The sequence below is a fragment of the Bradyrhizobium sp. CCGUVB14 genome (assembly GCF_024199935.1).
Classification (GTDB): domain Bacteria; phylum Pseudomonadota; class Alphaproteobacteria; order Rhizobiales; family Xanthobacteraceae; genus Bradyrhizobium.
Genome location: NZ_JANADS010000001.1, coordinates 3569022 through 3583846, shown reverse-complemented (window position 1 = coordinate 3583846; position 14825 = coordinate 3569022). Strand labels below are relative to the sequence as shown.

15 protein-coding genes are annotated in these 14825 nt (G+C 64.8%); 11 read left to right on the top strand and 4 right to left on the bottom strand.

Annotation, left to right across the window (positions count from 1 at the left end; genetic code table 11):
• The first annotated feature begins 41 nt into the window (after positions 1-41).
• Both NLM32_RS16585 and NLM32_RS16580 read left to right on the top strand, forming a co-directional pair.
• Positions 42-818 carry an SDR family oxidoreductase gene (locus NLM32_RS16585; protein ID WP_254130012.1) on the top strand — a complete coding sequence of 259 codons (777 nt, stop codon included), beginning with the start codon at positions 42-44 and terminating at the stop codon, positions 816-818.
• A 46-nt stretch (positions 819-864) separates the two neighbouring features.
• The gene (locus tag NLM32_RS16580) at positions 865-2283 is read left to right on the top strand and encodes an amidase (protein ID WP_254130011.1); all 1419 of its coding nucleotides are present in this window, start codon (positions 865-867) and stop codon (positions 2281-2283) included.
• A gap of 106 nt (positions 2284-2389) precedes the next feature.
• On the opposite strand, the gene NLM32_RS16575 is transcribed toward NLM32_RS16580, so the two are convergent.
• The 3 genes from NLM32_RS16575 to NLM32_RS16565 form a co-directional block, all read right to left on the bottom strand.
• Positions 2390-2602, bottom strand: coding sequence for a hypothetical protein (locus NLM32_RS16575; protein ID WP_254130010.1), 213 nt, complete (start codon positions 2600-2602; stop codon positions 2390-2392).
• Between the two features lie 120 nt (positions 2603-2722).
• Positions 2723-3832 (bottom strand): amino acid ABC transporter permease, encoded by a 1110-nt coding sequence (locus NLM32_RS16570; protein WP_254130009.1) that lies wholly within the window; start codon positions 3830-3832, stop codon positions 2723-2725.
• 2 nt (positions 3833-3834) lie between these two features.
• Positions 3835-5022, bottom strand: a complete 1188-nt coding sequence (locus NLM32_RS16565) for an amino acid ABC transporter permease (protein ID WP_254130008.1) — start codon at positions 5020-5022, stop codon at positions 3835-3837.
• A gap of 87 nt (positions 5023-5109) precedes the next feature.
• On the opposite strand from NLM32_RS16565, the gene NLM32_RS16560 reads away from it, so the two are divergent.
• From NLM32_RS16560 to NLM32_RS16545, 4 genes are all read left to right on the top strand, one after another.
• On the top strand, positions 5110-5982 hold the full coding sequence (locus tag NLM32_RS16560) for a MurR/RpiR family transcriptional regulator (protein WP_254130007.1): 873 nt from the start codon (positions 5110-5112) through the stop codon (positions 5980-5982).
• Positions 5983-5985: 3 nt separating this feature from the next.
• Positions 5986-7335, top strand: a complete 1350-nt coding sequence (locus NLM32_RS16555; RefSeq protein ID WP_254130006.1) for an aspartate aminotransferase family protein — start codon at positions 5986-5988, stop codon at positions 7333-7335.
• A 12-nt stretch (positions 7336-7347) separates the two neighbouring features.
• Complete coding sequence (locus NLM32_RS16550) at positions 7348-8361, top strand: amino acid ABC transporter substrate-binding protein (protein ID WP_254130005.1); 1014 nt, start codon at positions 7348-7350, stop codon at positions 8359-8361.
• A gap of 238 nt (positions 8362-8599) precedes the next feature.
• Positions 8600-9238 carry an aspartate/glutamate racemase family protein gene (locus tag NLM32_RS16545; RefSeq protein ID WP_254130004.1) on the top strand — a complete coding sequence of 213 codons (639 nt, stop codon included), beginning with the start codon at positions 8600-8602 and terminating at the stop codon, positions 9236-9238.
• On the opposite strand, the gene NLM32_RS16540 is transcribed toward NLM32_RS16545, so the two are convergent.
• Positions 9235-9882 (bottom strand): TetR/AcrR family transcriptional regulator, encoded by a 648-nt coding sequence (locus tag NLM32_RS16540; RefSeq protein ID WP_254130003.1) that lies wholly within the window; start codon positions 9880-9882, stop codon positions 9235-9237. The genes NLM32_RS16545 and NLM32_RS16540 overlap by 4 nt on opposite strands.
• A gap of 155 nt (positions 9883-10037) precedes the next feature.
• On the opposite strand from NLM32_RS16540, the gene NLM32_RS16535 reads away from it, so the two are divergent.
• From NLM32_RS16535 to NLM32_RS16515, 5 genes are all read left to right on the top strand, one after another.
• A complete protein-coding gene (locus NLM32_RS16535; RefSeq protein WP_254130002.1) occupies positions 10038-10247 on the top strand; it encodes a ferredoxin in 210 nt (69 codons plus the stop codon).
• Between the two features lie 71 nt (positions 10248-10318).
• Complete coding sequence (locus NLM32_RS16530; RefSeq protein WP_254130001.1) at positions 10319-11539, top strand: cytochrome P450; 1221 nt, start codon at positions 10319-10321, stop codon at positions 11537-11539.
• Positions 11540-11572: 33 nt separating this feature from the next.
• Positions 11573-12895, top strand: a complete 1323-nt coding sequence (locus NLM32_RS16525) for an MFS transporter (RefSeq protein ID WP_254130000.1) — start codon at positions 11573-11575, stop codon at positions 12893-12895.
• A gap of 18 nt (positions 12896-12913) precedes the next feature.
• Positions 12914-13573: a sulfite oxidase-like oxidoreductase gene (locus tag NLM32_RS16520; RefSeq protein ID WP_254129999.1), complete on the top strand. Its 660-nt coding sequence runs from the start codon at positions 12914-12916 to the stop codon at positions 13571-13573.
• Positions 13574-13599: 26 nt separating this feature from the next.
• Positions 13600-14823, top strand: coding sequence for a bifunctional alpha/beta hydrolase/OsmC family protein (locus NLM32_RS16515; RefSeq protein WP_254129998.1), 1224 nt, complete (start codon positions 13600-13602; stop codon positions 14821-14823).
• The last annotated feature ends 2 nt before the right edge of the window (positions 14824-14825 follow it).

The window sequence follows — 14825 nt, the reverse complement described above, 5'->3', positions numbered from 1 at the left end:
CCTACTGATTTCATTCAGTTCCCACCGAGCGAGTACACTCCATGGATCTGCATCTGCGTGGCAAGCGCGTCCTGATCACGGGCGCGTCCAAGGGCATCGGCGCAGCCGCCGCCGAAGCGTTTGCCGAGGAAGGCGCTCATCTCCTGCTCGCCGCCCGCAACGGCGATCAGCTCAAGGCGCTGGCTGACCGGCTGCGCTCGGCGCACCAGATCGACGCTGCGACCAGCATCGTGGATTTGCGCAAGGCCGAGGACATCGCCCGGCTCGCCAAGGAAGCTGCCGATATCGACGTGCTCGTCAACAATGCCGGCGACATCCCCGGCGGCTCGATCGACAAGATCGATGAAGCCACCTGGCGCCACGCCTGGGAATTGAAAGTGTTCGGTTACATCAACCTGACGCGGCAGATCTACGCGCAGATGAAGGCCAAAGGCGGCGGCGTCATCGTCAACGACATCGGTGCGGCCGGCGAAAAATTCGACGCCAATTACATCTGCGGCAGCGCCGGCAATGCCGCGCTGATGGCTTTCACCCGCGCGCTCGGCGGAAAAAGCCTCGCCGACAACATCCGCGTGGTCGGCATCAATCCGGGCCCGGTCGGCACCGACCGCCACGTCACGCTGCTGAAGACGCGGGCAAAGCACCAGTTCGGCGATGAGAACCGTTACAAGGAATTCCAGAAGGGCCTGCCGCTCGGCCGCCCCGCGCATGCGCGCGAGATCGGCGACCTCATGGCCTTCCTCGCGTCGGATCGCGCCGGCTACACATCCGGCGTGATCTACACGGTCGACGGCGGCATCAGCGCCGGATGGGGTTAGACTTTTCTGTCGAAGCGAACCAAGAGTAGCCTTAGGAGCAAAATAGTTGTCTCAAGACCTGATCCGCGAAACCGCCTGCACCGTCGTCGACAAGCTGCGCTCCGGCGACGTTTCTCCCCTCGAGCTGCTCGACGTGGTGGAGAAGCGCATCGGCGAGGTCGACGGCAAGGTCAACGCGCTGCCGACACTGTGCTTCGATCGCGCGCGGACCAATGCGAAAGCGCTGATGCAGAAGCCGGCCGGTGCACGCGGGCTGCTCGCGGGTCTGCCGCTGCCGATCAAGGACCTGACCGACGTCGCCGGCGTGTTGAACACCCAGGGCTCGCCGATCTTCAAGGATAACATTTCCGCGACGTCCGACCTCATGGTCGAGAATCTCGAGGCCAATGGCGCGGTCGTCTACGCAAAATCCAACACGCCGGAATTCGGCGCCGGCGCCAACACCTTCAACGAGGTGTTCGGTGCGACGCTCAATCCCTGGGATACGTCCAGGTCGGCGGCCGGCTCTTCCGGCGGCGCAGCGGTGGCACTCGCCACCGGCATGGCCTGGCTGGCACAGGGCTCCGACATGGGCGGCTCCTTGCGCAGCCCCGCAGCCTTCTGCGGCGTCGTCGGCATGCGGCCGAGCATCGGTCGCGTCGCGCATACCCCGAAATCGGGTATCGACCGCAATCTCGGCGTGGTCGGTCCGATGGCGCGCAATGTCGAGGATCTCGCATTGCTGCTCGACGCCATGAGCGGCGACTATGCCGACGATCCGCTGTCGCTGCCGGCGCCCACGACCTCCTTCCTGTCGGCGGCACAGTCGGGCAGGAAGCCCAAGCGCATCGCCTATTCGCCCGATCTCGGCATCACGCCGGTTGATCCCGAGGTCAAGGCGATCACGCGCAAGGCGGCGGAACGCTTCGCGGAAGCCGGCGCCATCGTCGAGGAGGCGCATCCCGACTGGCGCGAAGCGCACGAATGCTTCCACGTGCTGCGCGCCTTCGACTTCGCGATCACCAAGGCCAATCTGCTGCGCACCAAGCGCGACCTGCTCAAGCCCGAGGTGATCTGGAACATCGAGGAGGGCCTCAAGCTCACGGTCGAGCAGCTCGCTCGTGCCGAAGCCCAGCGCGTCGGCATGACCGCACGCGCGATCGAATTCTTCAAGACCTACGATCTGCTGCTGACGCCGACGACGATCGTGCCGCCCTTCCCGATCGAGAACCGTTATGTCGCGGAATGCGCCGGCAAGAGATTCGAGAACTACGTCGAATGGCTCGGCATCGTCTACGCCATCACGCTGGCCTGCTGCCCATCACTGTCGCTGCCCTGCGGCTTCACGGCTTCCGGTTTGCCGGTCGGCGTGCAGGTCGTCGGCGCGCCGCGCGCGGATGCGCAGGTGCTCGCCGGCGCGAAGGTGCTGGAGGATATTCTCGGCCTGCGCGGGACGACGCCGATCGACCCGAAGATCAAGGCATGATGCGGGCCGCACCGGGGGACCTTAGCTGTTCCCCGGTGCCGGCACATTCGCCATCAGGCCGCCTCTGCGCGGCCCGTTACCAAGACCTCGGCGCCCCGGTCAGATCTTAATCGTTGGCTTTCGGGCCGCCGTGATACTGATGCGCGTCGTAGCCCGCATCCTCCGTCATAGCCGCGTGGGCCATGAAGCCCGGATGGGGCTGTGACATCCGGGCGGTCGCTTCCGACGCGATGGATGCGTGATGCACCACGTCGCGGGCAGCGGCAGCGGAGCAGAGCGCGACCAGAATGGCCGACGCGGCGAGAACAGATTTCATCATGATTTGACGTGCCTCGTGTTGAAGCCCACCAGCAAATTAAAGGTGGAGTTCGCCACGTAGGATTCCCAGTCTGGATTTGGGCTCCTGCTATAGGCGCGGCATAAGCATCGTGCTCCCGGTTTACCTCGAGGCGGATTGGGCCTCCAGGCCGCGGCTATAGCGCGACATCGCGAAGCAGAACACGAAATAGATCGCGGCGACAAAGATGTAGACCTCGACCGAAAACTGTTGCCAGGCCGGATCGATGATCGCGGTCTTGGCCGTGGTGAGCAGGTCGAAGATGCCGATGATCAGCACCAGGCTGGTATCCTTGAAAAAGGCGATGAAGGTGTTGACCAGCGGCGGGATGACGTGGCGGATCGCCTGCGGCAGGACGACCAGCCGGTGCTTGCGCCAGTAGGACAGCCCCAGCGCGTCAGCGGCCTCATATTGCCCGCGCGGCACGGCCTGGAGGCCACCACGGATGACCTCGGCAAGATAGGCGCCCGCGAAGAGAATGATCGCGATCTGCGCACGCAACAGCTTGTCGATGTTGAATCCAGCCGGCATGAACAGCGGAAACATCACGCTCGCCATGAACAGCAGGCTGACCAGCGGCACACCGCGGATCAGTTCGACATAGAGCACGCTCAGCGAGCGGATCGCCGGCAGCTTTGAGCGCCGGCCGAGCGCGACCAGAATGCCGAGCGGGAAGCCGAACGCCAATCCGAACGTCGCCAGGATCAGCGTCACCGGCAGCCCGCCCCAGCGGTCCTGCGAGACGAAGGACAGCCCGAACACGCCGCCCCACATCAGGACGCTGATCAGCGCCAGCGCGCCGATCCAGAGGTAAGCCAATTCCCGCCGCCATAGCGCGCGGCGCGTCGAGAGAAAGAACAGCGCAATGAACAGCACGACGGACAGCGCCGGCCGCCATTGCTCGTCGAACGGATAGGTGCCGAACAGGATGAAGCGGTACTTCTCGGGAATGATGGCCCAGCAGGCGCCGAGGCCGCGCACGGCCTTGCAGGCGCTGGAATCGTTGGCCGACGTGAGCCAGACCGCGTTCGCAATGCCCCACTGCACGAAGCTGACCACGCCTTTCGTCAGCACCGCCAGCAGAACGACCGTCATGATGCCGTTGGGGATCGACGAGAACAGATTGGTGCGTAGCCAGCGCAGCACCGGATTGCCGATTTGCGGACGGCGGGCGGCGCGCGGCAGGTCGGGCATGTCGGTGATCGCCGTCATGCTCAGCGCTCCGCCAGCGCAATGCGCGCATTGTACCAGTTCATGAAGAAGCTGATGCCGAGGCTGATGGTGAGGAACACCGCCATGATCAGCGAGATCGCCTCGATCGCCTGCCCGGTCTGGTTCAGCGTGGTGTTGGCGATCGAGACCACGTCCTGATAGCCGATCGCGACCGCGAGCGAAGAGTTCTTGGTCAGGTTGAGATACTGGCTCGTCATCGGCGGCACGATCACGCGCAGCGCCTGCGGCAGGATGATCTGCCGTAGCATGAAGCTGCGGCGCAGACCGAGCGCGCTGGCAGCATCCCACTGCCCGCGCGGCACCGACTGGATGCCGCTGCGTACGATCTCGGCGATGAAAGCCGAGGTGTAAGTCACAAGCGCGATCAGCAGCGCGAAATATTCCGGCGCGAGCGTCAACCCGCCGACGAAGTTGAAGCCGCGCAGCTGGGGCCATTCGATCGTCCAGGACACGCGGAGCGCCACCGATACCGCCGTCGGCAGAGCGACGACGAGGCCAACCGCAAACGGCCAGGCCGGCCGCGGCTTGCCGTCCCGCATCTGTTGCGCGATCAGCCATCGCCTGATCAGAAAGAACGCGGCGAGCCCGAGCGCGGCCGTGCCGAGCACCCAGAGCTGCGGCGAGCCCACCGGGATCGCCGGCAGGATCAGTCCGCGATTGGACAGGAAAACGCCGTCGACCGGCCGCCACGCGGCGCGCGCCGCCGGCAACGCCTGCATCAGCACGTACCAGAACAATAGCTGAAGCAGCAGCGGAATGTCGCGCAGGACCTCGACATAGACGGCGGCAAGCCGCGACAGCAGCCAGTTCGCCGACAACCGCGAGATCCCGATCAGCGTCCCCAGAATGGTCGCAAGCACGATGCCGATCACAGCGACACGCAGGGTGTTGGCGACGCCGACAACGAAGGCCCAGAGGTAGCTGTCCCTCGGACTGTAGGCGAGCAGGCTGTCGGCAATCGGCATGCCCGCTTCGCGGCCGAGAAATGCAAAGCCGGTGGTGATGCGGCGCGCCGAGAGGTTGGTGACCGTGTTGGACCAGAGGAAGACGATGACGGCGACCGCGATGCCGACCACCAGCACCTGCCAGAACAGGCCCTTCAGTTCGTTCGGCCCGAGCGCGCCGAAAAAGCTGCGGCGCGGCGGCGGCCTGGGGTCATCTGAGGTCACGGCACAAAAATCCTTCCTGAAAACAGCGATTTCCGGCGGCGCGCGTCAACTGTTGCACCAATCCAAGAACCGTGCAACAAATGTTTCATGGCCGAGCCCGCAAAATCCTCGCCCCTGAGCGAACTGCGCATTGCGTTGCCATCGCTCCCCCTGCGCTTGCAGGAGGTCGGGCGTTTTGTCGCGGCCAACGATTACGATGCCACCACCCGTTCGATGCGCGACCTCGCGGCCGAGGCCGGTGCCGATCCCGCCGCATTCACGCGCCTTGCCAAGGCGATCGGCTATTCCGGCTGGGACGCATTGCGCGCGGCGCTCACCGAGGCACGGCGGCCGTCGCAGATCTCGCCCTTTTCGGCGCGCGCCAAAGGCCGCCGCCACGGCCCGAACGCGGACGTCACGCTCATCACCGACAAGCTCGAAGCCGAAGCTGCGGGTCTGCCACGTATCTCCGCCCACGCGATCGCGGATGCGGCCCGCACGCTGCACGATGCAAAGCGGATCTGGATCACCGGCTATCGCAGCTGCCGCAGCGTCGCGGAATTGCTCAACTACGAGCTCCGGCTATTCCGGCCCGAACAGGTGCAGATCGTCGGCAGCTCCGGCCCTGACGATCTCGATCTCGGCGCCTTCCGCCCCGGCGAGGCCGTGATCGTCATCGGCTTCATGCCCTACACCAACGCCAGCGTCCGGGTCGCGCAAGCCGCCTATCGCGCCGGCGCAACGCTGATCGCGATCGCCGACAGCGTGGCCGCGCCGATGGCCGAGGGGGCCGACCACGTTCTGCTGTTCGAAGCGGCCTCCTCGCCCGGTTTCTTTCCGAGCCTCACCGGCGCGCTCGCGATCGCGCAGTCGCTCGCCGCAGTGACGTTCTCACTGGGCGGCAGCGCCGCCAAGAAGCGGCTCCAGGACACCGAGGCACGGCTCGCCACGGCTTCCACCTACGTTTCAGAGAAAGGTTGATCCATGAGCACCCGAACCAGCCGCGTGCTGCACCGCTCGTTGCGTGAGACTCCGCCCAAGGCGATCGGCGGCGAAGGCGTCTATCTGTTTGCCGAGGACGGCCGCCGCGTCATCGACGCCTCCGGCGGCGCGGCCGTCTCCTGTCTCGGTCATCAGCATCCGCGCGTGATCGCGGCGATGGCGAAGCAGGCTTCGACGCTCGCTTACGCCCACACCGCCTTCTTCTCCTCCGATCCGGCCGAGCAGCTTGCCGAAACGCTGGTTGGCCACGAGCCCGGCGGTCTCGCCTACGCCTATTTCGTCAGCGGCGGATCGGAGGCGATCGAAGCCAGCATCAAGCTCGCACGGCAATATTTCATCGAGCGCGGTGAGCCGCAGCGGCAGCATTTCATCGCACGGCGGCAGAGCTATCACGGCAACACGCTCGGTGCGCTCGCGGCCGGTGGTAATGCCTGGCGCCGCGCGCCCTACGCACCGCTGCTCTCGGCCGCATTCAGCCACGTGACGCCGGCGTTTGCCTATCATGAGAAGCACGACGGCGAGTCCGACGCGCAATTCGTGGCGCGCCTCGCTGCGGAGCTCGAAGCCGAGTTTCAGCGGCTCGGCCCCAACACCGTCGCGGCGTTCCTCGCCGAGCCGGTCGTTGGCGCCACCGCCGGTGCGGTGACGGCACCGGACGGCTACTTCAAGGCCGTGCGAGAGATCTGCGACCGGCACGGCGCGCTTCTCATCCTCGATGAGGTCATGTGCGGCATGGGCCGCACCGGCACGACGCATGCATGGCAACAGGAAGGCGTCGCCCCCGATATCCAGGCGATCGCAAAGGGGCTTGGCGGCGGTTACCAGCCGATCGGCGCCATGCTTGCGAGCGGCAAGATCATCGACACCATTCGCTCGGGCTCGGGCGCGTTCCAGCACGGTCACACCTATCTCGCCCACCCCCTCGCCTGCGCGGCCGCGCTCGCGGTGCAGGACGTGATCCGGGAGGACAATCTGCTCGAGCAGATCAAGCAGCGCGGCAAGCAGCTCGAGCATCGGCTGACCGAGCGCTTCGGCAATCACCGCCATGTCGGAGATATCAGGGGCCGCGGGCTGTTCTGGGCAATCGAGCTCGTCGCAGATCGTGCCAGCCGCACCTCGTTCGACCCGGCGCTCAAGCTCAACCAGAAAATCAAGACGGAAGCCTTCGCCAACGGGCTCGGCTGCTATCCGGGCGGCGGCACCGTGGACGGCGTCCGTGGCGACCATGTGCTGCTGGCGCCGCCCTATATCGCTTCGGCAGACGAGATCGACCAGATCGTCGACAAGCTCGGCACAGCCGTCGACAACGTGTTGCGTAGTGTCAATCACTGAGGGGAGAGTATCATGATGAGGAACGTGGTTATCGCAGCGGGCGTGCTCGCGGCATCGACGATTGCGGCGTCGGCGGCGACGCTCGACACCGTGAAAAGCCGCGGCACGCTGGTGTGCGGCGTCAGCGCGGGCTTTGCCGGCTTCTCCGCGCCGGACTCGCAGGGCAATTACAAGGGCCTCGATGTCGATTATTGCCGTGCACTCGCGGCCGGCGTGCTCGGCGACCCCAACAAGGTGCGTTACGTCTCGTTGACCGCGCAGAACCGTTTCACTGCGCTGCAATCGGGTGAGATCGACGTGCTCTACCGCAACTCCACGCAGACTTATCTGCGCGGCGTCACGCTGGGCCTGCGGCAGGGACCGATCAACTTCTACGACGGCCAGGGCTTCGTCGTGAAGAAGGACCTCGGCGTGAAGGAGCTGAAGGACCTCAAGGGCGCTACCGTTTGCGTCGCGCAGGGCACGACCCATGAGGTCACGCTGGGCGATTACGGCCGCGCCAACGGCATCGACTGGAAGCCGCTGGTATTCGACCGCGTCGACACCATGTACCAGACATTCTTCGGCGGCCGCTGCGATGCCATGACCCAGGACGCCTCCGCGCTCGCCGGCGCCGTGACGACCGCCGCACCGAACCCGGCCGATTACGTCGTGCTGCCAACGACCATCAGCAAGGAGCCGCTCGGACCCTTCACCCGCAATGGCGACGAGGTCTGGAGCGACATCATCACCTGGCTGCATTACGGCCTGATCGAAGCCGAGGAGCTTGGCGTCACCCAGGCCAATGTCGACGAAATGACGAAGTCGCAGACGCCCGCGATCCAGCGCCTGCTCGGCGCCTCCGGCGATCTCGGCTCGCGGCTCGGTCTCGACAACAAATGGCTGGTCACGGCGCTCAAGGCCACCGGCAATTACGGCGAGATCTACGAGCGCAATGTCGGCAAGGCGAGCCCGCTCAAACTCGAGCGCGGCCTCAACGGCCTCTGGAGCAAGGGCGGCTTGATGTACGCCGTGCCGTTCAAGTAAACGATGCTTCACCTCTCCCCGCTTGCGGGGAGAGGTCGGATTGCCCCGGCGATGCGAAGCATCGTCCGGCAGCAATCCGGGTGAGGGGCAGCCTCCGCGCATCCAACCCTCACCGTCCTCGCGGAGACTCCCCCTCACCGTAGCCGATGCGTCGCATCGGCGTTCTTGTTCACCAACGGCGGCTGCAGGCCGCCTATGCCCTCTCCCCGCAAGCGGGGCGAGGGAGAAGAGACATCCCATGCGCATCGCCCTGATCCACGCCCTCAAGCACTCCATCGCCCCGATCGAGGCGGCGTTCGCGCAGGCGTGGCCGGAGGCCCGGCTGATGAACCTGCTCGACGACAGCCTGTCGGCGGATCTCGCGCGCGACGGCAAGCTCACCGATGCCATGACCAAGCGCTTTCTTGCGCTCGGCGACTATGCGGCCGCGACCGGCGCGAATGCGATCCTGTTCACCTGCTCGGCCTTCGGCCCCTGCATCGAGGCCGTCGCGCGGGCGCATGCGCCGATGCCGGTGCTGAAGCCGAACGAAGCCATGATCGAACGGGCCGTGACGATGGGCAAGAAGATCGGCCTGCTCTCGACCTTTCCGCCGACGCTGGTTTCGATGCCGCCGGAATTTCCGGCCTCCGCCCACATCGTGCCAAAACTTGCCGACGGTGCGCTGGCCGCACTCGACCGCGGCGACCGCGCCACGCATGACCGGCTGATCGTCGAGGCGTCAAAGGACCTTCGCGATTGCGACGTCATCGCGCTGGCGCAATTCAGCATCGCGGCAACCGCGCCGCTCGTCGCGGAAGCGACCGGCCGCCCCGTCGTGACGACGCCGGACAGCGCGGTCGAAAAGCTGATGAAGCTGCTGAAAGCGAAAGGTTAAGCGCCGGCCTTCTTGCGACGCTGCGCGTCCTTGATCGCGACGGCGAGCGCAGCCTTGGTCTCGTTCACGAAATCCTCGACCAGTTCCTCGCGCGTGGCGTGGGCCGCCTCGCCGGTGAACAGACCCTGCTCGGCCAGCATCACCACGCCGTGCAGCGCGGCCCAGATCTTGAGGGCCTGCCGCTCGCGCAAATAGCCGACCGCAGGCGCTTCCAGTGCTTCGATGACCAGCGCAAACGTCTCGCGGGTGGCCTCGTGCAGCTCGCTGTCCTTGGCTGCGCAGGACACCGTGCGCGAGGCAAACATCAACCGATAGATGCCGTTGCGGCGCAGGCCGAAATCGAGCGTCGCCTGCGCCAGCCGCGACAGCTTTGATTGCTTCGACGGCTTCGCCATCGCCTCCCGAAGAAGCGTGCTGAGCTGCCGGAACGCCTCCGCCGTCACGGCGGCGAGCAATGCCTCGCGGTCAGCAAAATGACGGTACGGCGCCGGTTGCGACACACCGAGCTGCTTGGCCAGCGCCTTGATGCTGATCGCTTCCGCCCCGCCCTGCTCCGCCTCGCGTAACGCAGCCTTGATCAAGGCGTCGCGGAGATCGCCATGGTGGTAGGTATTCTCGGGCTTGCGAGCGAGTTGTGAACGCATGTTACGGCGGAGCCTATAAGTTTGCGCTTGACAGGGGAAGCTTGTCGCGAATGTAATAGCATATAACTTAGAATAAGCGGCAAATGTCGCAGACAACATTGACAAGAGGAACGCGCCGGCCTTCGGGCCACGCGCATACGACCGAGGGAGCCGCAATGGCAGAACGACTGAGAGTTCACGTCGATCCCGACAAATGCCAGGGCCACGCGCGTTGCAAGGCGTTGGCGCCGGAGCTGTTCGAGCTCGACGAATACGGCAATGCCCATGCGGCCGGAGACGGCACGGTTCCACCGGGCCTCGAAGACAAGGCCTGGCTTGCCAAATCCAACTGCCCGGAAATCGCGATCGATGTGATCGAGGAGTAGCGCGGCCTGCCCGCGTTCCCCGTGCCTTCAGCGAACACGAGCCCCAAGAAACATTCGAGGGATTTTTTGTCATGTCCGACGTGAGCGAGCCCACAGCCCATCCGCCCGTGACCGACTGGGTCAACGATTTCGACCACACCGATCCGCAATGGACGGATGATCCCTTCCCGATCTGGGAAGAGCTGCGCGCCGCGAGCCCGGTCGTGCACACCGAGCGCTTCCTCGGCTGCTATATGCCGACGACCTATGAGGCCGTGCGCGAAATCGCCAACGACACCGAGCATTTTTCGTCGCGCCGCATCATCGTCCGCGACGTCCGACCCGAGGTCGCCAGGAATGCGGCACCGCCGATCACCTCCGACCCGCCCGTGCACAAGCCGGCCAAGCAATTGCTGCTGCCGCCCTTCACCCCGGATGCGATGAAGAAGCTCGAGCCGCGGATGCGCGCGATCTGCAACGAGCTGATCGACGGGTTCATCGCCGACGGCAAGGTCGATGCCGCAGCGCAATACAGCAAATACATCCCGGTTCAGGCCATCGCGCACATGCTCGGCATTCCCGAGAGCGACAGCGATCTCTTCATCAACTGGATCCATATGATCCTGGAGCTTGGGATCAAGGACGAGAACAAGCTGCTCCAGGCCGTGCAGGAGATGAGCGCCTATTTCAGGACGCATATCGAGGAGCGGAGGTCGAAGCCGACTGACGACCTGATCTCATATTTGATGAATGCCAAGGACAAGGAAGGCCAGCCGCTGGAGGAGTCGCACGTGCTGGGCTCGCTGCGGCTGCTCCTGATTGCCGGCATCGACACGACCTGGAGCGCGATCGGCTCCTCGCTCTGGCATCTCGCCCGGACGCCGGCCGACCGCGAGCGCTTGATCGCCGAGCCTGGGTTGATCCCGATCGCCGTGGAGGAGCTGCTGCGGGCCTATTCGCCGGTGACCATGGCGCGCGAGGTGGTCAAGGAGACCACCGTCTCGGGCTGCCCGGTCAAAGCGGGCAACATGGTGCTGCTGTCCTTCCCGGCCGCCAATCGCGACCCGAAGATGTTTCCGGATGCTGACAAGGTCGTGATCGACCGGCGGGAGAACCGCCACGCCGCCTTCGGCCTCGGCATCCACCGCTGCGTCGGTTCCAATCTGGCGCGGATGGAGATGCAGGTGGCGCTGGAGGAATGGCTGAAGCGGATTCCTGACTTCCGGCTCGACCCGGCAGGCACCGTGACCTGGTCGCAGGGCACGGTCAGGGGCCCCCGCCAGTTGCCATTTTTGCTTGGAAAGGCGATGTAGGCTCCCAGACAAAGGATTTCTGGGAGGCCGGACGTGACAGAGCAAGCAATCAAACCGGCCTCCGACCACATCGACATCGCCGACGCCGAGCGCCGGATCAAGGCGATCCTGATCGGCTCGATCGGCAACCTCGTCGAATGGTACGATTTCTACGCCTATACGGCGTTCGCGCTCTATTTCGCTCCGGCGTTCTTCCCGGGCAGCGATCCCGTCGTCCAGCAGTTGAATGTCGCCGTGGTGTTCGCGGCGACCTTCCTAATGCGTCCCCTGGGCGGCTGGTTGTTCGGCTACATCGCCGACCATTTCGGCCGACGCATCTCGCTGACGCTGTCGGTCGTCTTCATGTGCTTCGGCTCGCTGATCATCGCGCTGACGCCGACCTATGCGACGATCGGCTTTGCCGCACCGGTGATCCTGGCGCTGGCCCGCGTGATCGAGGGTCTGAGCCTCGGCGGCGAGTACGGCGCCAGCGCCACCTACCTCAGCGAAGTCGCCGACCCCAAGCATCGCGGCTTCTATTCGAGCTTCCAGTACGTGACCCTGATCGGCGGCCAGCTCACCGCGATCATCGTCCTGTTGCTCCTCCAGAAGGTCTTCCTAACCCCCGACGAGCTCAAGGCCTGGGGCTGGCGTATCCCGTTCGCCATCGGCGCCGCGCTCGCGATCTTCGCCGCCGTGATGCGGCGCTATCTGCAGGAGACCGAGGCGTTCGAGGAAGCCAAGAAGGTGGTCAAGCCGACCGGCTCGATCGCCAATCTGCTGCGCTATCCGCGCGAACTGCTCCTCGTGGTCGGCCTCACCGCCGGCGGCACCGCGGCGTTCTACACCTTCACAACCTACATGCAGACCTTCGTGAAACTCTCGGTCGGGTTGACCGAGGATCAGACCACCTTCGTGATCTTCGGCTCGCTGATCTTCGCGACCATCCTTCAGCCGATCTATGGCGCAATCTCCGACAAGATCGGCCGTAAGCCGCTGTTGATCTTCTTCGGCGTCGCCGGCTCGCTCGCGACCGTCCCCCTTCTGATGACGCTGAAGGAGACCAAGTCACCCTTCATGGCCTTCATCCTGATCTGCGCCGCCTGGCTGTTCGTCGCCGGCTACACCTCGATCAACGCCGTGGTGAAAGCCGAGCTGTTCCCGACCAATGTCCGCGCGCTCGGTGTCGGCCTGCCCTACGCGATCACTGTCTCGATCTTCGGCGGCACGGCGCCGGCGATCGCGCTCTATTTCAAGAGCATCGGACACGAAGAGTGGTTCTACTATTATCTCGCGGGCGTCATCTTCCTGTCGCTGATCATCTATTCCACCATGCGTGACACCAAGCATGCCTCCGCGATGCATCGTCACGAGTAGCCGATTTACGAGCAGATCATGGTCGACGAGACGCCACCCGACAGCAAGCTGACGCGCACCAAGGCGAAATGGGCGCGCGAGGGTCGCTTTCTCACGGGCAAAGTCACACGGCCTGAGGACCAGCGGCTACCGCCCGGCCAGCATCTGACGAAAGATTGGCCGGTGCTCGATCTCGGCGTGTTGCCGCCGGTTTCGCGCGAGCGCTGGCGGCTCGATGTCTATGGCGCGATCGAGACTCCGATATTCTGGACCTATGCCGAGTTCGCCGCGCAGAAGCAGGCGCAATTTACGTCCGACATCCATTGCGTGACGACATGGTCGCGTTACGACAATGAATGGGAAGGGCTCGCGACACGCGAGCTGCTGGCAGCCTGCCAGCCGCGCGACGATGCGCGCTTCGTGGTGCTGCATTCCTATGACGGCTACACCACCAACCTCGCGCTCGAAGACTTCGCCGCCGAGGACGCGCTGCTCGCCCATAGCTGGTCCGGCCAGCCGCTGTCCGACGAGCATGGCGGCCCGGTGCGGCTTGTCGTGCCGCATCTCTATTTCTGGAAGAGCGCAAAGTGGCTTCAGGCCATCGAATTCGTCACTGAGGATGCACCCGGCTTCTGGGAAGTGCGCGGTTACCATAACCGCGGCGATCCCTGGGCCGAGCAGCGCTATTCGGCCGACTAAGGTCAAGCAAAGACAAGGGGGAGCCCATGCCGACGGAACGCTTCCAATTCACCGGCGAAGGCGGCCATCAGCTCGCGGCCGCGCTGGAGCTGCCGGATGGCGAGCCGGCCGCATACGCGCTGTTCGCGCATTGCTTCACCTGCGGCAAGGACACGCTCGCGGCCAAGCGCATCTCGGTTGCGCTAGCTGCCAAGGGCATCGCCGTGCTGCGATTCGATTTCACCGGGCTCGGCTCCAGTGAAGGCGAGTTTGCCAATTCGACCTTCTCCTCCAACGTCGCCGATCTCGTGCATGCGGCCGATCATCTCCGCACGAAACGGAAGGCGCCAACGCTCCTGATCGGGCACAGCCTGGGCGGCGCAGCGATCCTGGCGGCGGCCGGAAAGGTTCCCGAGGCAAAGGCTGTCGTAACCATCGCCGCGCCATCGGATCCGGCCCACGTTACCGGACTTTTCAAAGAGCATATTGAAAACATCCGCGCACAGGGTGAGGTCGAAGTCTCGCTCGCAGGGCGACCGTTCCGGATCAAACGCGAATTCCTCGACGACATCGCCGAGCACGAGCTGATGACTGATATCACCGGCCTGCACAAGGCGCTGCTCATCATGCAATCACCTGTCGACGACACCGTCGGCATCGACAATGCAACGAAGATTTTCGTGGCGGCGAAGCACCCCAAGAGCTTCGTCTCGCTCGACCATGCCGATCATCTGCTCACCAAGCCGGCCGACGCGCTCTACGCAGCCGACGTGATTGCGGCCTGGGCGAGTCGCTACATCGACGCGGCAACTCCTGCAAAGACGACGGATGCCGCGGACCAGCCGCGGGTGGTGGTGGTGCAGGAGACCCGCAAGAGCAAGTTCAACCAGCTCATCACGGTCGGCCCGCATCATCTTGTGGCGGACGAGCCTATCGCCGCCGGCGGCGAGGATGCCGGTCCCGGCCCCTATGACTTCCTGCTCGCCGGCCTCGGCGCCTGCACCTCCATGACCATGCGCCTCTATGCCGACCGCAAATCGCTGCCGCTCGACCGGGTCACCGTCACGCTGAAGCATTCGAAGATTTACGCCAAGGACTGCGCGGAGTGCGAAACACAGGACGGCATGCTCGACCAGATCGAGCGCGACATCGCGATCGACGGCGCGCTCGATGCCGAGCAGCGCAAGAAACTGATGGAGATCGCCGACAAGTGCCCCGTGCACCGGACGTTGACGTCGGAGATCCGCATCGTGACCAAGGCGGTGGGTTAGCG